Here is a 17919-nt window from a genome sequence, read left to right as displayed (position 1 = left end):
TAGGGAGTACCCAACTTGCCGAAAAACATCCGGAGGCGGCCGAAGTCTCCCTCAGGCGAGGAGGCTTCGCTGAAGGAGCAGCGTGTCAAGCCATCGGTCGTGCTTGAATCCGACCGCGGTGAGCCGGCCGGCCTCGAGGAACCCGCGGCCGCGGTGCAACGCAGCCGAGGCGGCCGCATCGGCGTCAACAGCCGACAGGATGCGATTCGCAGTACGGCGTCGTACCCGGGAAGCGGTGGCGATGACTGGCGACATACCGGTACACCGCGTCCTGCAACGCACGGATCCCCGGGATCCGGTACACGAGAAGCGGGATCCGGGTTCCCAACGCGGCCGCCACCGCGGCGTTCACCGCCTGTGCGCCGTCGTACACATCGCCGGACCGGTCGTGCCACCGCGCGGCGTCGAGGATCTGTGACTGGGGGATGCCCAATCGCTCGGCGACGCCCTCGCCCTGCAGCGGCGCGGTTCGCAGACCACCCGTTCGGTTCATCTTCAGGATGAAGTAGACGGCGCGGGTGCACATCCCGCAGTTGCCGTCGAAGAACAAGGTTCCAGCCATATCGCCATTGTCTCTCCGGATTCCCTGCGGTGCACACTGGTGGGGTGGAATTGGTGACGCTCGACGACATCGAACAGGCGGCCGCGCGGATCCGGGCCTTCGTGCTGCGCACACCGCTGCTTCCCGCCCCGTGGGCCGGTGACGACGATCGGCCGTTGTGGGTCAAGCCCGAGAGCCTGCAGTCGATCGGGGCTTTCAAGGTGCGGGGTGCGTTCAATGCGATCGGCCACCTCGACGAATCCGTACGCACCAGGGGAGTGGTGGCATATTCGAGCGGGAACCACGCGCAGGCGGTGGCCTACGCGGCGGCGGTGTACGCGATACCCGCCCACATCGTGATGCCGCAGGAGACACCGGATGTGAAGGTGGCGGCCACTCGAAGCCATGGGGCGACGGTGGTGTTGTGCGGTGCGGGACAACGGGAACGGGTCGCCGCCGAGGTCGTCGAGGAGACCGGCGGTGTCCTGATACCGCCGTTCGACCACCCCGACATCATCGCCGGCCAGGGCACGATCGGGCTGGAGATCGCCGAGGATCTGCCGAGCGTCGACACCGTCCTGATACCCGTCAGCGGCGGCGGCCTCGCCTCGGGGATCGGGACGGCGATCAAGGCGATGTGCCCGAATGCCAAGGCGATCGGGGTCGAACCGGAACTGGCCGCCGACACCGCCCAGAGCCTGAGCGTCGGACATCGCGTCGACTGGTCCATCGAGGACCGCAACCGCACCATCGCCGACGGGTTACGCTCGCAACCTTCCGAATTGACGTTCGCCCACCTGCAACGGGTGCTCGATGACGTCGTCACCGTGACCGAAGACGAAATTCGTTCGGCGGTACGCGAACTCGCTCAACGTGCACACCTGGTGAGCGAACCGAGCGGGGCGGTCGCGCTGGCCGCCTACCGTAAAGGGCCGAGCCCGGCGGGCCGAACGGTCGTCGTCCTCTCCGGCGGCAACATCGAACCCGCCCTGTTGCAGGAGATTCTGGCCGGCTAGGCGTGCGGGGACGCCGCGATCAATGAACCCCCTCCATATGGCGGCTGATCCACGGCGCGAGCGCGAACACCACCACACCGGCGGCTACCGCGACCGCACCGATGATCCCGAAGTAAGCGAACTCGTGCGTCGCCTTGTAGTAACCGGCCAACACACCGGACATCGCCGTGCCGATACCGACCGAGAAGAAGTACAGCGCCATCATCTGGGCCCGGAACGCCTCGGGCGCAAGCTTTGTGGTCGCCGACAATCCGATCGGTGACAGCATCAGCTCGCTGATCGCGAACACCGCCATCACACCGACGATGTACAGCGCGGGCACCGCGCGGCCGGTCGTGCCCGCCATCGGCAGAAACAGCAGGAACGCCACGCCCATTCCGATCACGCCGTACGCGAACTTGCGCGGGGTGGTCGGGGCGCGGTCGCCGAGCCTGGTCCACATCGCCGCGAACAGCGGTGACAGCGTGATGATCCACACCGGTTCGATGGAACCGATCCAGTTCGACGGCGCGGTCCATCCGAAGATAGACCAGTTCATTCGCTCGTCGGAGTACACGGCGAGCACGGTGAAGATCTGCTGGAACAGCGACCAGAACACGGCGTTCGCCACGAACAGCGGGATGAACGCGCGCACCCTGACGCGTTCGACGGTCGTGACGTTGGCGCTTCTCAGCATCACGGCGAAATAAGTCACCGACGCCGCGACCAGGATGCCAGTCGTGACATGTGACAGGTTCGCCAGCGTCACCAAGCCCGTCGCGAACACCACCCAGATGACCACCGCTCCCGCCAGCGCGATGGCCGCCAGCCGACCGATTGCGCTGCGCGGCAGGGGATTCGGTATGTGACGGCCGTGGTCGCCAAGATTTCGACGGAAGACGACGTACTGTGCCAGGCCCAAGGCCATTCCGATCGCGGCGGCGCCGAATCCGTAGTGGAAGCCGACGTGGGTCTGCAGCAACCCGGTGATGAGCGGACCGACGAAGGCGCCGAGGTTGATACCGAGATAGAACAACGTGAATCCGCCGTCGCAGCGCGGGTCACCCTTGGCGTAGAGCGTGCCGAGTAGGGACGACGCGTTGGCCTTCAGCGCCCCCGAACCGAGAGCGACGAGCACCAGCCCGACGGTCACACCCGCCAGGTCGGGGATGACGGCCAGGGCGATGTGACCGAACATCACCACGACGCCGCCGTGGAAGACGGTGCGCTCCATGCCCAGGACCCGGTCAGCGATCCAACCGCCGAGCACGGTCGACAGGTAGACCAGTCCGCCGTACGCGCCGACGATGCCGGTGGCGGTGCTCTGCGGGAGCCCGAGGCCGCCCTCGGTCACCGAGTAATAGAGGTAGTAGCCAAGGATCGTCAGCATCCCGTAGAAGGAGAACCGCTCCCACAGCTCCACTCCGAACAGGTTCGCCAAGCCGATCGGGTGACCGAGTACCGTGCGACCGCTGGGCCCGCCCTGCGCCTGCTGGACTCCTGCCATGGGTCTTCACATTGCCACGGCGACGCGTGCGCCGCGCCCGATAGCGAACAATCGACCCGGCAAAGCTGTTCGGCCTTCTTTTGCAGGAGGTTCAGCGGCACAGCACATTTCGATTCTGGCCTGTGGCAGCAGCTTTCACCGCAGCGGCCACTCCCCGGGGAGTCGGCGCTGCGCCGTGCTGTTACGGTCACCCCGGTAAGTGGACGTCCGAAGGGGTATGAGTGGACGCCGTACTCGGCTTGTCGGTGACACCGTCGGCCGTCGGTCTTGTCCTCGTCGAAGGGCAGGGAGCCGACGGCGCAACCGTCGACCGCGAAGCCATTGAGATCCTGCCGACCCGCCGGTCGTCTCCGCGACACGCTTCCGATGAGGCCGCAGCCGCGGTGCTGCGCACCGAAGCGCTTGCCGCCAGCCGCGGTCACCGGTTGCACACCATCGGTGTGACGTGGAGCGACGACGCCCAAGCCGAAGCGTCGCTGCTCCTTCGATCGCTGCGCGAATGCGGGTTCGACAACGCGGTGGCGGTGCAACTGCCTGACGCGTCGGAGGCCTTGGCGTGGGGTGTGGCCGAGTTGATCGGCAACGAGGTCACCGCGGTGTGCGTGATCGAGTACGACGCGGTCATTGCGCTGGTCGTCAACACCCGCGAGGGGGCCGTGCAGACCGCGGTCAGCCACTCGATCGACAGCGAAGAATCGTTGATCCGCTGGTTGAACACGGTGTTCACCCGGGTCGACTGGCGGCCCGAGGCGTTGGTGCTGGTGGGGTCGGGCGCGGATCTGGACGCGATCATGCCCCGGCTGGAGACCGTGTTGTCGGTGCCGGTGTTCGCGCCCGCCGAAGCCGAGTTGGCCTTGGCGCGCGGCGCTGCGCTCGCGGCGGCCGACAGCGGTCCGCCGGCGTTCGAGACCGAGCAGCCGCTCGAGCGCGCAGGCAGGCGGCCTCGACGACAGCCCGCACATACCGGGCCGCTGGCCATGCTGGCCGCGGGGACGGTCACATTCGTCGTATCGGTCTCGGCGGCGATCAGCATGCAACTGGCGCCGGGCAAGGACACCACGCCCGCCGAGCCGAACCCGGCCGCGAAATCGTCGCCCGACATCGCGGCAGCGCCCGCGCCCCGCCCGGCCGTTACGCCTGTGCCCGCGGCACCACCCGCGCCGCCGCCGGCCGCGATTCCGGTGCCGCCGGAGGAACCGCCCGTGGCCGTCGTCGACGTCCCCGCAGCGGTGGAGGATCCGCTGCCCGCCGCACCGCCACCTGAAGCGCCCGTCGCACCGGCGCCCGTCGCGCCGGCGCCGGGAGCGCCGGCGCCGGGAGCGCCGGCGCTGCCGCCGGAATCGATGGCGCCCGGTCTGGTGCCTGCCGAGCCCACTCCGGTGCCCGAGCGCCGAGGCTGGTTGCAGCGGATCAGGGACCGGTTCTCCGACGTCGGCGACAACGACCCCGCGCTCCAACAGGCACCGGCACCTCCGCCCGTCGATCCCGCGTTGGCTCCACCGCCGAGGGCGCCGCTGCCTCCGCCACCGCCCGAGGCGGTCGCCGCTGCGCCGCCCGTGGACGTCGCACCCCCGGCCCCGGAACCCGCACCGCTGCCGCCCGGGTGACTCGCCGAGGGTCTACCCGACAATCCGGGACGCCACCCGCATAACGGCTATCGCAGCGATCAGGATGGCCCGACCCGGTTGCCGAACCGCGAACCGATGGTGTGCTGGGGGCACTGAACCCGTCTTCGGCGGGGATTTGCCAGCCGCCAACCGAATCACGACCTCGTCCGAGGCCGATCCGGTATGAAACGTTCTGAGCAGCGCGTTCGATAAGCGTGGGGAGTGGGTATCCGCCCGTGCTGCGACATGCGCGCGCGAGCCCGCCTTGCGATTGCCCGGGGAACTCCACGAGACGAATTAGGATAAAAGTGTGCTGAAGCTACGAAATATGCTCGCGGTGGCGAGCCTCGCGGTGCTCGCCGTGGTCTCCGCCCCGACTAGTTCAGCGGGCATCGCAACACCGAACGCAGTAGCCAGCATTCAGCCTGCCGGCCAGACGGTCGGTGTGGCGCACCCGATCACGGTGACGTTCAAGCAGCCCATCGCCGACCGGGCGGCCGCTGAGCGCACGTTCGGTGTCTCCGCGCCGACGATGCCGCTCGGAACCCAGCAGGGAACCTTCGCCTGGCCCGATGACCGTGTGCTGCAGTGGACTCCAGAGAAGTTCTTTCCGGCACATTCCACCATCACCGTGATGGCGGGCGATGCCAAGGCCAACTTCCAGACCGGCTCGGAGGTGCTCGCGGTCGCCGACATCGACGCCCATACCTTCACCGTCAGCGTCGACGGCGAAACCATGCGTGAGATGCCCGCATCGATGGGCAAGCCGGGCTTCGCGACACCCAAGGGATCGTTCACGGTGCTCGAGAAGCAGAGCCCGGTGATCATGGATTCCCGCACCATCGGCATTCCGCTGGACGATCCCGAAGGCTACAAGCTCACCGTCTACTACGCCGTCCGCATCAACTGGGGCGGCGTGTACGTGCACTCGGCACCCTGGTCGACGGGATCGCAGGGGTACGAGAACGTGAGCCACGGCTGCATCAATCTCAGTCCGGACAACGCGGCGTGGTACTACGACATGGTGAGCATCGGCGACCCGGTCATCGTCCAGGCTTAATCGCCGGGCGCACCGACCAATTGCGCATCGGCATGCAGGTTCTTCACGGTCGGTGAGTTCTGCACCGCGGCCGGGTCGGGACAGGTGCCGAGCACCCTGTCGGCAGTTCCCGAACTGGTCACGGTGAACCAGTAGTGCTCGTTCTTGAAGTGATGATGCCGGTGGTTGCGCCAGATCGCGCGATACAGAGCGGTTTTCGGTTTGTAGTCGCTGTGGATCAGGTAGTGCGTCCACTCGTAGACCAGCCCGAGAGTTCCGATACAGACGAGGTATGTCAGCCCCATACCCAACCGCGGGAACGCCAAGAGTCCGACCGCGACCGTCAACGGCAACACCCACGTGGCCAACGACTTCCACGGGATGAAGATCAACGGAACGTCGCGCGGATCGCTGTGGTGCGCGCGGTGCTCTCGCGCCAGCAGCGGGTCGACCGTCAACGAGCCCAGCCGTTTCGGCTTCCAGTGCAGAACGAAGACGTGGATGATCCACTCGAAGAACGGAAACAACGCGAGCATCACCACCGGCACCATCGCATCGGTGAGCTGCCAGTCGCCGACAGCGATACGGGCTATCACCGCGGCGACGAGGGTGGCGCCGATCATCCAGGGGGAGGGGTGTTTCCAGAATTGGCGCAGCGCATCGGTGAGCGTGAAGTCCTTGCGTGCGCGCCGTGCGGTCGTGGTCATCGTTGATCCTTCAGATTGTCGAGAGCGTCCAGTAGCGCAGCGGTCGCCGGTTCGAGGAGGTCCTGGGCGGCCCGCCGGGCGCGCGACGGATCGTGTGCGGTGATCGCGTCGGCCAACTCGCGGTATGCGTGTGGCCTTCCGACCTCTGCGGCCATCACGGTGGCCAGGGCGGGAAGCGCGGGTTCGTAGGTGGCTCGCAGCGTGTTGTACATCAGCCGGAACGCGATCGAGTCGGCCCCGTCGACGATGTGGTCCCAGAAGGCCAGGGCATGGCGTTGCTGCGCGACGGGATCGTCCTCGGTGTCCAGATCTCGCAGTGTCTGATCGAGCGCTTCAGCCAGAGCGGGACCGCTGCGTTCGGCGGCCAGTTCGGCGACCTTGGGCCCGTTGTGCAACCGCGTCTCCAGGATGCTCCTGACGACGGACAGGTCGAGTTCGCCGGCTCGAATGAGCAGCCGCGGAAGAAGATCCAGACCCGCGTGGCGCCGAAAGTCGCGCACGGTGGTTGCGTCACCCTGCCGCACCTCGACCAGGCCTGCTGCGGTGAGTCGCTTGAGCGCCTCCCGAACGGCGGGCCGGGAGACGCCGAGGACCTCGGCCAGCCTGCGCTCGCTGGGCAGGGACTCGCCGGGTTGCATCTGCCCGCTGAGCACCTCGGACACGATCTGTTCGAACACGTCCTCGGGCACGGAGCGCCGATTAACCGGTTGCAGGGCCATGTGGCCAGCGTGCCACCGGACCGGACAGAGGTCAAGTGGTCAGACCAGTGGATCAGGCTCCCGCCAACCGCTCCTTCATCGTCTCGGCCAGGCTCAGGGTCGCCGACAACGGGCGCACCATCACGGTGAGCTCGCTGATGGCCCCATCCTCATCGGTTCGAACGAAATCGCAGCCTTCGATGTCCTTGTCGCCGACTTTCGCCTGGAACACCAGCGCGTGGTCCCGGGCGTCGGCCGCTCCGATCTCACGGACGTAACGGAAATCCTCGAAGACCTCCATCACCGCCGCGAGGATCGTTCGCAGCGCATCGCGCCCCTCGTATGGCGTGAAGACGACGGGGCTGCGGAACACGATGTCGTCGCGGCACAGCGCGATGACGGCGTCGAGATCCCCGGACTCGACCGCCCGACGAAATTCATGCACGACGCAGACCCTCAGCAGTTGGCTTCGATGCGGAAGGTGGCCGTCACCGCGTTACTCGGGTTGTCGGTGAACGAACCATCCGCCGACCCGGTGATGGTGAACGTGCCGCCGTCACCCTCGACCTCGGCCTCGCCGATGTTCCCCTGCCAGAAGTTGCCGGTGAAGCCGCCGAAGTCGTGGAAGGTCACCGATTCGACGGTGACCTTGTCTCCGGTGCCGACGCTGGCCGTGAAGCCTTTGTTCTCATCGGGGGTCTCGATCGTCCACAGCCACCCGGACTGGGTGCACGACACGGCGTGCGGTCCACCTGTGCTCTCGCCGTTGATGGTTACCTTCGCGGTCGTCCCACCGAGTGCCGCGGGCGGTGTGGAGCAGCCCGCGACCCCGGCACCGAGAATGACCGCGGCCGCCGCAACGAGTCGGATGTCCATGACGCCAGACTCTATTGGTGTTTGCGGCCGCATATGCGCGGTTCGGTCGACTACCGGTCCGGCGTGTTCCGGCCCTCGGCGGCCGGGGATACCCGTGTACCCGGAAATGGGCGGGACCGACAGCGCGATGCCGATCCGGTTGGTCGCGCCGATGAACGCGGCGATCGAGATGCCCTCCAGGATCCGATAATCGCCGGTTCTCACCGCAAAGCGGCGGCGGTGGCGTCGTCAGCGGGCAGGAACGCCTCGATCGAGAGCTCGGCGGCGGTGAGGTCGAGCGCGGTGCCGAACGTCGTCACGGTGGACAGGAAGCTCAACAGGCGCCCGTCGGGTGTGGCGAGCTCGAGCGGTACCGCCACGCTGCCCAGCTCCGATGAGCCGTCGGAACCGCCGGGGTAGGAGTCGATTTCAGCCAAGAGCGACGACAGCTCATCGGAGCCGCTGACCGCGACCTCACGCCGAAGGCGCTCGATGAGGTGATGCCGCCACTGCGCGAGGTTTCTGATCCTCGGCGCCAGGCCGTCGGGATGCAAGGCGATGCGCAGTGCGTTCGGTCGTTCGAGCAGTTCTGGTGCGACACCGTCCATCAGCACGCCGGCACCCTCGTTGGCCCGCACGATCTGCCATCGGCGGTCCACCACGACACACGGAAAAGGGTTGTAGGCGAACAGGACTCGATCGATACCGGCCCGGACTGCGGCCATGTCCGGGTCATCGAGGGACCGCTCGGGGTGCACCGGCGCCAAACCTGCCGCCATCAACAGCTGGTTCTGCTCACGACGCGGCACGTCGAGCACCTCGGCCAGCCGCAGCACCATCGTCCGGCTCGGCGTGGATCGTCCGGTCTCGATGAAGCTGACGTGCCGGGGCGACACATCGGCGGCGACGGCGAGATCAAGCTGGCTGAGCCGACGGCGACCACGCCACTGCTTCAACAGCGCACCGAACGTCTGGGTCTGCACAGCCGCGGAGGTCATGGTGGCCAGTGTGGCCGCCCCCACGCGCCCGGGCCACTACCTGGTAGGTAATTGCGCCGGTTACCTCAGGAGAGCAGCGTTGTCAGTGCCATCGAACAGAAGGAGGCAATCATGGCAGCGCTACCCGCGACGACGCCCATCCCGCGGTGGCTGCGTTTCGTGCTGATCTCCGACCGCGCCGGGTCGGCGTGGTACATCGGTGCCGGCTTCTTCTTCGCGCCCGTGCTGGTGATGCTGTCGCCGTGGCCTGCCGTCACCACCGCGCTCTGGATCGCCATCGGCGTCTTCGGGTTATGGCTGGGCCTGCTCGGCATCGCGATGGCGACCGGTCTGGCCCTGGTGCTGAAGTCGAACGGCGAGATACCGGAGGAGTACTGGCGCTCGATCATCGACTACTGATACGCAGTGGGGCCCGGACGGGACAGACCGTGGGGTAAGGCATGCCCCCGATGGACAACTCACGGTCCGGTCTTGCGAACAAGACCCGGCTTGGTAGTCGATCCCGTCCGGGTGGAACCAGACACCCGTCTCTTTCAGGTGCCGAACTGACGGTATCGATGCGCTGCGACCCGGCGCGTCCGCCGATCGGACCCTTCCCCGGTGGAAAGGTGTGTCCACCGATCGGGGGACGGCGTCACGGCGCGGGCTCGCTACGGGCGCCGACCGGCGCCCGACCACTGACGGCCGTGTCCGCGCCGACGTAGTCGACTTGCCAGTGTTTGATGCCGTTGAGCCAGCCGGACCGGAGCCGTTCGGGTGGGCTCAGCGGCCGCAGGTTCGGCATCTCGTCGGCGATCGCGTTGAAGATGAGGTCGATCGTCATACGGGCCAGGTTCGCACCGATGCAGTAGTGCGCACCCGTACCGCCGAATCCCACGTGCGGGTTGGGATCTCGCAGGATGTTGAAGGTGTAGGGGTCGTCGAAGACCTCTTCGTCGAAATTGGCCGACCGGTAGAACATGACAACCCGGTCGCCCTTCTTGATCCTCACACCGGACAGCTCGGTGTCCTCGAGCGCGGTGCGCTGAAACGACGTCACTGGGGTGGCCCAGCGCACGATCTCGTCGGCGGCGGTGACGGGTCGTTCCCGCTTGAAAAGCTCCCACTGGTCGGGGAATTCGGTGAACGCCATCATGCCTTGGGTGATCGAGTTCCGCGTCGTCTCGTTGCCCGCCACCGCCAGCAGGATGACGAAGAAGCCGAACTCGTCGTCCGTGAGTTTGTGCCCCTCGACGTCGGCCTGCACGAGCTTGGTGACCAGATCCTCGCCCGGGTTCTTGCTGCGCTCCGCGGCCATCTGCATGCCGTACATGATCAGCTCTACCGAAGCGGCGGTGGGGTCGTTGCGGGTGTACTCCGGATCCTGATCGCCCACCATCTGATTCGACCAATGGAACAGCTTCATCCGATCTTCCTGCGGCACACCCATCAGCCCCGCGATCGCCTGCAGTGGAAGCTCGGCCGATACCTGCTCGACGAAGTCGCCGGAGCCCTCGGCGGCGGCCGCCTTGACGATCTTGGCCGCGCGCTCGCGAAGTTCGGCGCGCAGGGATTCGACCGCGCGCGGGGTGAACGCACGCGAGACGATTTTGCGCAGATGCGTATGGTGCGGGGCGTCCTGATTGAGCAGGACAACCTTGCCGCCCTCGAGCGATTCGGGATCGGCCTCGTCACGATAGCGGGGAAGCGCGGTCTTCTTGTTACTGGAGAAGACGTCGCTGCGTCGCGAGATCTCCTTGACGTCCTTGTGCTTGGTGACCACCCAGAAACCGTCGTCCCCGAAGGCCAGGTTTCCTTTCGTCTGTTCGTTCCACCAGATCGGCGCCACCTTCCGTAGCTCGGCGAGTTCGTCGACCGGCAGGCGTTCGGCGTAGATATCTGGATCGGTGAAATCGAATCCGGGCGGAAGGTTCGGAGTCGGCATGGCTGCATCCCTCTATGACGTCGTCTAGTGCCCTCACCGCCTTGCTACACCACGGTCAAGGGCTGGTGAGGCGGGTTCGGGAAAGTCCAACGAAAAGAGAAGTGGAACGTGTTCTCTGCGGCGCGGAAATTGACCTCTTCGTCACGACGAGCACTCCTGTAACAATTCTGCGAAACTGTTCGAACCAACAGTGACGCCGTCGAAGGACCGTGCTCCGGTCTTTCGGCGGTAACCCGGGAAGGGGGCAGCGGTGAGGATCGTCATCAACCCGAAGAAGCTTTCGCTGCTTGGCGCGGCAATCGCAGCGGCACTCATGGCCACTGCGCCGCAGACCCTCGCCGAACCTGCCGCGCCGGTTCCTCCGCCGCCGCCGCCCGCAGCGCCCAGCAGCGCACCGGTTCTGGAAGCCGCTGCGCCGGCGCCCGCCCCACAACCGGCAGCCGCCCCGGATCCCTTGGCGTTGATGCGCCCTGCGCCCGCGGCACCGCCGCCCGCGCCTGAAGAAGCCGAAGCACCGGCCACCCCGCCCGAGCCCGTCCCGCATCTCGCGAGCCCGGAGGCGCTGCCGCCGGGGACCGTGCTGGACCCGACCGGCCGAGGAAACGAGAGCCCGAACGTCAGCTACCTGAAGGACTTGTGGTACGCCGTCCAGAGGCATGAGATCAGCGGTAAGGAAGCGTTGATCATGGGTCTCGCACAGCGCGGCATGAACACGCCGATTCCGGACCAGAACCCCGGACCCTACGTTCCGGTCGCACCCGCATCGCCCGCGCCCGCGACAGCGCCCGCACCGCCCGCGCCTACTCCACCGGCACCCGCGCCATAGCGGCGGGCTCGTTCGAGAAGCGACCGGACCGTTTGGACGTGCGACGTCTCGATCGTGGCCCACACAGCCCGCACGAAGGCATTGTTGTGACGGACGAGCGTCGCGAACAGCAATCCGCCGTGCTCGCGACGCAGGACCAGTTCTGCCGGCATCCCGATCCGTGAGTGGGTCCCGACCACCACGAGATCGGCGTCGCGGGCGCGGATGTCCCACCCGAGTATCGACCCGGCCGAACCCGGCGTCCGCAGCTTGAGCCCGATCGCCGACCACGCCGACAACAGCCGGATCCTGGTGTGCAGCGGAGCGTCCTCCAAAACTGTCCGCAGCCATTCTTCGGCGCTGCGCTCGGGTGGATGCTCGGTGTCGACCTCGAACGCGTCGGCGTAGTCGATGCGCCCGAGTGCGCTCGCGGTGAGCAACGCTTCGGGTGGAGAGATCTGCCGAACACGACGATCGGAGGCGTGGCTTCTCGTCATGGTTCACTGCCTTCGTGTCGTGTCGCACCCGGCCTGCTGCGCCACAGTCGGCCGATGTCGCGCAGCATCAGCGGGTAGACGACCAGGTGACGGACGGGAGCGATCGCGCGCAAATACATCCGGCCCATCACCCCGTTGGGCCGGACCAGCACCGCCATCTGCGCGCGGTAAACACCCGTGGCGTCAACGGCCCAGCCGACGTGCAGCACCCCGTGAACGGTTCGATTGGCGATCTCCATCGCGAACTCGTCGTCGATGCGATACAGGGGCTGAAAATGGGCGTGATCAACAGCGAGTTTCGTTGCAGTTTCTCGTAATTCGGGAATGAGCCGGTCTCGCAGGGTAGGGACGCGTACCCCCGTGCTCGCCTCTGGCGTGTCGAGCGCGAACAACCTGCCCAGCGCCCACCGGGTGGCGAACAGAAAGCGCACGACGGGGGAGGTCCGCGCGGGATCGAATGTGCGCCACAGCGTCACGAGTTCGTCGAAGTCATCGCGCCGTCCCGGTGTCGGCAACGCCCAGACGTCGAGAACCTCGAAGCCCTCGGCGATTTCGTGGATCCGCCAGGGCCGAGCGACATGCTCGCTGCTGTTGAGCCGCTCAGCGCCAAACATACATCACTGTATGCTTGAATTCGTAACGCCGTCAAGGTCCGAACGAAGGGGATAGGAATGGTCGCTCAAATCCGCACACCACGGAACGGGTGGATCGACGCCGGACTCGAGGCGTTGGCAGCGGGTGGGCCGGACGCCGTTCGGGTGGATTTACTCGCCAAAGCGTTGGGCGTCACGCGTGGCGGCTTCTATTGGCACTTCACCAATCGGCAGGACTTCCTCGACGCACTGTTGGAGTCGTGGGAACGGCGGAGCACCGACGATGTGCTCGCACGTGTGGAGTCCGAGGGTGGCGACGCCAGAGCGAAGGTCCGCAAGGCGGGCCTGCTCACGTTCTCCAAAGAGCTCCTCCCGGTCGACCTGGCGGTGCGTGACTGGGCCCGCCGCGATCGCGCGGTGGCTCGGCGCCTTCGTCGTGTCGACAACCGACGGATGAAGTATCTGCGTACTCTCATCGGCACTTTCGTCGACGACGCCGCCGACGTCGAGGCCCGCGCCATGCTCGCTTTCGCACTGGCGATCGGAGGTCACTTCATCGCCGCCGACCACGGCGCACTGACCAGACGCGAAGTGGTGGAACGGGCCACGCAGCGACTTCTCACCGAGTGATTTCGGTGTCGCTTGTCGCGCTCAGCGCAGCGAACCGCACCGAAATCAGACCGAGGCGGCCTCGTTGATCTCGTCGAGCCTGCCGGTCGCCTCGAGGTACTCCTGCACCCAGCGCTCGATTACCGTCGCGGTCTTCTCGACCTTGCTGAACTGCCCGACGACCTGACCGATCGGGTTGAACGCCACGTCGACGGACTCGTTCGGGTACTTGTGGGTGGCGGCCACCGCCATCCCGGAAACCATGTACTGCAACGGCATTCCGAGCGGCTTGGGGTTGTTGGGATCCTCCCACGCCTCGGTCCACTCGTTGCGCAGCATCCGGGCGGGCTTTCCGGTGAACGACCGGCTGCGCACGGTGTCCTTGCTGGTGGCCTTGACGTACGCGGCGTGCTGAACCGGGGTGTTCTCCGACTCTTCGACCATCACCCACTGCGAACCCGTCCAGGCACCTTGCGTCCCGAGCGCCAGCGCGGCAGCGATCTGCTCGCCGCTGCCGATGCCGCCGGCGGCCAGCACGGGCAACGGTGCGACCTCCTTGACGACCTGCGGCCACAGCACGATCGAGCCGATCTCGCCGCAGTGCCCGCCGGCTTCGCCGCCCTGGGCGATGATGATGTCCACCCCGGCGTCGGCGTGTTTGCGCGCCTGCGACGGCGACCCGCACAGCGCGGCGACCTTACGGCCTTCGTCGTGGATGTGCTTGATCATGTCGGCGGGGGGAGTCCCGAGCGCATTGGCGATCAACGTGCACTTCGGATGCCGCAGCGCGACCTCCACCTGCGGGGTGGCGGTGGCCTCGGTCCAGCCGAGCAGTTGCAACGCGTCGTCGTCGCTGTGGTCGACCGGGACGCCGTGCTCGGAGAGGATCTTCTTGGCGAAGTCGATGTGCTCCTGCGGGACGAGATCGTTGAGCGTCTTCTTGAGCACCTCCGGATCCATATCGGCGGAGTCCATGCCCTCGTACTTGTTCGGGATCACGATGTCCACGCCGTACGGGTGGTCTCCGATGTTCTCGTCGATCCACTTGAGCTCGATCTCGAGCTGTTCCGGGGTGTATCCGACGGCGCCGAGCACGCCGAAACCGCCGGCCTTGCTCACGGCGACCACCACGTCGCGGCAGTGGGTGAACGCGAAGATCGGGTACTCGATGCCGAGGTCGTTACAGATCGGGGTGCGCATGCCTGCTCCTTGGTGTCACCGCTCAAATTGAAACGTGTTCTAGTTTAGTACGCGCCGAGGTCTTGCACGAAAGAGACCTCGTTGCCGTCCGGGTCGGCGACGTCGAGGACCTTCACCAGGTCGGCGATCACGACGACCTCTCCGGTCTCGACACCCAGCTTCGCCAACTCGGCGGTCTGCGCGTCGAGGTCGTCGACACCGATCCGGACCGCCGATCGCCCGGCCCGCGCGTGGTCCTCCATGAGCTGCAGCCAGGCCGTCGCAGTGATCTGCCACTCGGCGACGCCCTCGATCGGCTCGAGGTCGGGGCCGCGCCCCATGACCTCGCAGTACCAGGACCGGGCGGCCACAAAGTCGCCGGTGGCGACAACGGCGGCGATGTCGTTGAACTTCCCAGCCACGGCCCAATCCTTCGCCGAGATTCAGCGTTATGACGGGATTCGAGCGAAATCCGTCATAAACGACAGTCTCAACGCATGCAGTCAGTCGTAACCGATCAACCGCCGGAACGACACCCGCCTACGGTTGCTCGCCCCCTCGACCTGCAACACCGGCCATCCGCGTTCGGCCGCCATCGCGGCGAGCCCGGGGCGCGGGTTCACCGGCCGCGGATTGCCGAGAAGAGCCATCAACACCGAGTCCTCGTCGCCGTCGGCGTAGAAGTAGCTACGTTGCAGCTCAACATCATTGGCCTCGCAGAAACGCTGCACCGCGGTCGATTTGTTGGCTCCCCAGATGACGGGCTTGGCGATCCGGCCGGTGAGGAGGCCGGCTTCGTCGACCTCGAAGTGGTTGCACAACACGTGGTCGATCCCGGTGAACCGGGCGACGGGCTCGGCGTGGATGGTCAGCGCCGAGCTGCTGAGCACGACGGTGTGACCGCGCTGCTGGTGGGCTTGGACGATCTCGTGCATGTAGGGGAACACGCGCGCCGCCACCCGTTCGACGAAGAGCCGCTCGCCGAGCTCGTCGAGTTCGGCCAGGGACTCGCCGCGTAGATAACCGGCCGCGCGGGTGAGAAGTCGCTCGAATTGCATGCGGCCCAACCGGTATCGCAGCGACGCTTCGACCACACCGAGAACCTCGCCGATGCGCGCCTGTCTGCGACGGATGCGGTCGGCGGCGTGTGCCGTGGCCGTGAAGCCGTCGACCAGCGTGCCGTCAAGGTCGAAGAACGCTCCGACGCGGGGGCCCTGCGGGCTCGCGGCGACTTCGGCTACCGCGTCCACGCGTTCGGGTATCGCCGGCTGCAGGCTCATAACCTCGTCAGCCTACTGAGCCGAGTACAGTCCCTTGCCCGTCACGAGCGGCATGTCCAAAGTGGTCCGGATCCCCGGCGCGGCCGCCACCACGTCCGGAATCGCGTTGACGATGCGGCCGGCCGCAGCCAGGATCGCTGCGTAGTTGTGGTCGCCGTTGCGACTGGTCGGGCAGATGTCCATGACATAGGACGGTTCGCCGGTGATCTCGACGCGGTACGAACCGCCCGGCTGTGCGGGTTGGGCCCAATCCGGTCGCAGGTCGCCGCGCAACCGGGTGACGTGCTCGACGACGATCGCCGGCCGGCCTTTGACCATGCCCTCGATCAAGAAGCGCACGGCGGCTACCGTGCCCTTCTTGATCGTGCCGACCGCGACGTCGAAGTCCTCGGGGGCAGGCTCCTGTTCGACGGAGTCTTTGATCTCATCGACCTCGATGCCCAGACCCGCGGCGAGCTGCCGGATCGCGGTGCCCCAGGCAATGCTCAGCACCCCCGGCTGGTACAGCATTGGGAGGTCACCGATCTCGTTGCCGAAACCCATCACGTCGAACATGACGGTGGCGCCGTCATAGCTCGCGTAGTCGGCGATCTCCATCGTGCGGATCTGTTCGATGCTCTGACACGTCCCGGCGAGCGCGAAGGGGAGCAGGTCGGTCACGAAGCCCGGGTCGACGCCGGTCATGAAGACCGTCGAATTACCCTCTCGCGCAGCGTCTTCGATGCGCTGGATGTATTTGTCGGGGATCACCTGCCACGGGTATTGCAACACTCCGAGACCGGAGCCGACGACGTCGATGCCCGCCGCGAGGATCTTGCGAACGTCGGCCATCGCGTCGGGCAGCCGGGTGTCGCCCATCGCGCAGTAGACGACGCACTGCGGTGCGCCGGCGATGATCGCGTCGAGATCACCGACCGCGGTCACGCCGGTGGTGACGTCGAGGCCGGCCCACTCGCCGGCGTCCTTGCCCACCTTGGCCTCCGACGAGACCCAGACGCCGGTGAGATCGAACCGCGCATCGTCGATGAGTTGCTTCAGTGCGAGGCTGCCGCAGTTGCCGGTTCCGATGAGCGCCACACGAATAGCCATGGCCAGCAGTATGCGTGGTGGCCAGCAAAATTGGAACAGGTTCTAGTTCCGCGCGGGGTGCGGTAGCCTGACGCCCCATGGGACGTGTGGACGACAAGGTGGCTCTGATCAGTGGCGGAGCGCAGGGGATGGGCGCGGCCGATGCCCGTGCACTGGTTGCCGAGGGCGCCAAGGTGGTGATCGGCGACATCCTCGATGAGAAGGGTAAGGCGCTGGCCGAGGAGATCGGTGACGCGGCCCGCTATGTCCACCTCGACGTCACCCAGGCCGACCAGTGGGAGGCCGCCGTCGCCACCGCCGTCAACGAGTTCGGCAAGCTCAACGTGTTGGTCAACAACGCGGGCACCGTGGCGCTGGGCATGATCGGCCAATTCGACATGGCCAAGTGGCAGAAGGTCATCGACGTCAACCTCACCGGCACCTTTCTCGGCATGCAGCATTCGGTCGAGGCGATGAAGGCCGCGGGCGGCGGGTCGATCATCAACATCTCGTCGATCGAGGGGTTGCGCGGCGCAGTGATGGTGCACCCGTACGTCGCCTCCAAATGGGCGGTGCGCGGGCTGACGAAGTCGGCGGCGCTGGAACTCGGCCCGCACAACATCCGCGTCAACTCGGTGCACCCCGGCTTCATCCGCACCCCGATGACCAAACACTTCCCGGACAACATGCTGCGGATACCGCTGGGCCGCCCCGGTCAGCCCGAGGAGGTCGCCACGTTCGTGGTGTTCCTGGCCAGCGACGAGTCCCGATACTCGACCGGCGCCGAGTACGTCATGGACGGCGGCCTCACCAACGACGTCCCGCACAAGTAGATCTGGCGCCGCCTCCTCCCGAGGGCGCCGAACGTGGGTTACCCGCACGTCTTCCGCGCCGCGAGCGTGACATAACCCCACACTCGGCGAGGGATCTACTCGGCCAGGGGTCCAGTCGGCGAGGGGTCTACTCGGCCAGGGGTCTAGTCGGCGAGGGGTGTGTCGCCTGTCTCTTATACACATC

General features: G+C 66.5%; 21 protein-coding genes. 7 read left to right on the top strand and 14 right to left on the bottom strand.

Going from position 1 to position 17919, the window contains the following annotated elements; translation table 11 throughout:
- Positions 1-184 precede the first annotated feature (184 nt).
- Positions 185-562, bottom strand: coding sequence for a thiol-disulfide oxidoreductase DCC family protein (locus tag A5759_RS23560; protein WP_064418632.1), 378 nt, complete (start codon positions 560-562; stop codon positions 185-187).
- Positions 563-606: 44 nt separating this feature from the next.
- On the opposite strand from A5759_RS23560, the gene A5759_RS23555 reads away from it, so the two are divergent.
- Positions 607-1557: a threonine/serine dehydratase gene (locus tag A5759_RS23555; RefSeq protein ID WP_068201668.1), complete on the top strand. Its 951-nt coding sequence runs from the start codon at positions 607-609 to the stop codon at positions 1555-1557.
- A gap of 19 nt (positions 1558-1576) precedes the next feature.
- Here A5759_RS23555 and A5759_RS23550 read toward each other — a convergent pair whose 3' ends face one another.
- Positions 1577-3043, bottom strand: coding sequence for a peptide MFS transporter (locus A5759_RS23550; protein WP_068201666.1), 1467 nt, complete (start codon positions 3041-3043; stop codon positions 1577-1579).
- A gap of 221 nt (positions 3044-3264) precedes the next feature.
- On the opposite strand from A5759_RS23550, the gene A5759_RS23545 reads away from it, so the two are divergent.
- Positions 3265-4650, top strand: coding sequence for a hypothetical protein (locus A5759_RS23545; protein ID WP_082962259.1), 1386 nt, complete (start codon positions 3265-3267; stop codon positions 4648-4650).
- Between the two features lie 328 nt (positions 4651-4978).
- Positions 4979-5710 (top strand): L,D-transpeptidase family protein, encoded by a 732-nt coding sequence (locus tag A5759_RS23540; protein WP_068201664.1) that lies wholly within the window; start codon positions 4979-4981, stop codon positions 5708-5710.
- Here the strand turns inward: A5759_RS23540 and A5759_RS23535 are convergent.
- The 5 genes from A5759_RS23535 to A5759_RS23515 form a co-directional block, all read right to left on the bottom strand.
- The gene (locus A5759_RS23535) at positions 5707-6396 is read right to left on the bottom strand and encodes a sterol desaturase family protein (protein ID WP_064393776.1); all 690 of its coding nucleotides are present in this window, start codon (positions 6394-6396) and stop codon (positions 5707-5709) included. The genes A5759_RS23540 and A5759_RS23535 overlap by 4 nt on opposite strands.
- Positions 6393-7115, bottom strand: coding sequence for a FadR/GntR family transcriptional regulator (locus A5759_RS23530; protein ID WP_064393777.1), 723 nt, complete (start codon positions 7113-7115; stop codon positions 6393-6395). Before A5759_RS23530 ends, A5759_RS23535 begins: the two co-directional genes overlap by 4 nt.
- A gap of 52 nt (positions 7116-7167) precedes the next feature.
- The gene (locus A5759_RS23525) at positions 7168-7539 is read right to left on the bottom strand and encodes a nuclear transport factor 2 family protein (protein WP_064418638.1); all 372 of its coding nucleotides are present in this window, start codon (positions 7537-7539) and stop codon (positions 7168-7170) included.
- Positions 7540-7550: 11 nt separating this feature from the next.
- A complete protein-coding gene (locus A5759_RS23520; RefSeq protein ID WP_064425708.1) occupies positions 7551-7970 on the bottom strand; it encodes a lipoprotein LpqH in 420 nt (139 codons plus the stop codon).
- 200 nt (positions 7971-8170) lie between these two features.
- Positions 8171-8947, bottom strand: a complete 777-nt coding sequence (locus A5759_RS23515) for a helix-turn-helix transcriptional regulator (RefSeq protein WP_064427751.1) — start codon at positions 8945-8947, stop codon at positions 8171-8173.
- Positions 8948-9058: 111 nt separating this feature from the next.
- On the opposite strand from A5759_RS23515, the gene A5759_RS23510 reads away from it, so the two are divergent.
- Entirely contained in the window at positions 9059-9346 is a 288-nt protein-coding gene (locus tag A5759_RS23510; protein WP_064418641.1) for a hypothetical protein, read from the top strand.
- Between the two features lie 235 nt (positions 9347-9581).
- On the opposite strand, the gene A5759_RS23505 is transcribed toward A5759_RS23510, so the two are convergent.
- Positions 9582-10871 carry a cytochrome P450 gene (locus tag A5759_RS23505; RefSeq protein WP_064418642.1) on the bottom strand — a complete coding sequence of 430 codons (1290 nt, stop codon included), beginning with the start codon at positions 10869-10871 and terminating at the stop codon, positions 9582-9584.
- A gap of 250 nt (positions 10872-11121) precedes the next feature.
- Between A5759_RS23505 and A5759_RS25755 the strand changes: the two genes are divergently transcribed.
- Positions 11122-11697, top strand: a complete 576-nt coding sequence (locus A5759_RS25755) for a hypothetical protein (protein ID WP_064427739.1) — start codon at positions 11122-11124, stop codon at positions 11695-11697.
- Here A5759_RS25755 and A5759_RS23500 read toward each other — a convergent pair.
- Together A5759_RS23500 and A5759_RS23495 are read right to left on the bottom strand one after the other, a co-directional pair.
- A complete protein-coding gene (locus tag A5759_RS23500) occupies positions 11613-12173 on the bottom strand; it encodes a hypothetical protein (RefSeq protein WP_174522745.1) in 561 nt (186 codons plus the stop codon). The two genes, A5759_RS25755 and A5759_RS23500, sit on opposite strands and share 85 nt — an antisense overlap.
- Positions 12170-12787 (bottom strand): DUF2867 domain-containing protein, encoded by a 618-nt coding sequence (locus A5759_RS23495; protein WP_064427740.1) that lies wholly within the window; start codon positions 12785-12787, stop codon positions 12170-12172. Before A5759_RS23495 ends, A5759_RS23500 begins: the two co-directional genes overlap by 4 nt.
- Positions 12788-12844: 57 nt before the next feature.
- Between A5759_RS23495 and A5759_RS23490 the strand changes: the two genes are divergently transcribed.
- On the top strand, positions 12845-13396 hold the full coding sequence (locus A5759_RS23490) for a TetR/AcrR family transcriptional regulator (RefSeq protein ID WP_197506189.1): 552 nt from the start codon (positions 12845-12847) through the stop codon (positions 13394-13396).
- A gap of 45 nt (positions 13397-13441) precedes the next feature.
- Here the strand turns inward: A5759_RS23490 and A5759_RS23485 are convergent, their stop codons facing one another.
- The 4 genes from A5759_RS23485 to A5759_RS23470 form a co-directional block, all read right to left on the bottom strand.
- Positions 13442-14575, bottom strand: coding sequence for a nitronate monooxygenase (locus tag A5759_RS23485; protein WP_068201657.1), 1134 nt, complete (start codon positions 14573-14575; stop codon positions 13442-13444).
- Positions 14576-14619: 44 nt separating this feature from the next.
- Positions 14620-14976: a VOC family protein gene (locus tag A5759_RS23480; protein WP_231984730.1), complete on the bottom strand. Its 357-nt coding sequence runs from the start codon at positions 14974-14976 to the stop codon at positions 14620-14622.
- Positions 14977-15057: 81 nt separating this feature from the next.
- Positions 15058-15834: an HAD family phosphatase gene (locus A5759_RS23475; RefSeq protein ID WP_068201653.1), complete on the bottom strand. Its 777-nt coding sequence runs from the start codon at positions 15832-15834 to the stop codon at positions 15058-15060.
- A 12-nt stretch (positions 15835-15846) separates the two neighbouring features.
- On the bottom strand, positions 15847-16923 hold the full coding sequence (locus A5759_RS23470) for a diacylglycerol kinase (RefSeq protein ID WP_068201652.1): 1077 nt from the start codon (positions 16921-16923) through the stop codon (positions 15847-15849).
- A 77-nt stretch (positions 16924-17000) separates the two neighbouring features.
- Between A5759_RS23470 and A5759_RS23465 the strand changes: the two genes are divergently transcribed.
- Complete coding sequence (locus A5759_RS23465; RefSeq protein WP_068201651.1) at positions 17001-17735, top strand: glucose 1-dehydrogenase; 735 nt, start codon at positions 17001-17003, stop codon at positions 17733-17735.
- Positions 17736-17919 lie beyond the last annotated feature (184 nt).

Origin of the sequence: Mycobacterium sp. 852014-52144_SCH5372336, from assembly GCF_001665615.1 — a bacterium.
GTDB lineage: Bacteria > Actinomycetota > Actinomycetes > Mycobacteriales > Mycobacteriaceae > Mycobacterium > Mycobacterium neumannii_A.
The sequence above is the reverse complement of the archived record's forward strand: the minus strand, read 5'-3'. Positions and strand labels throughout refer to the sequence as shown.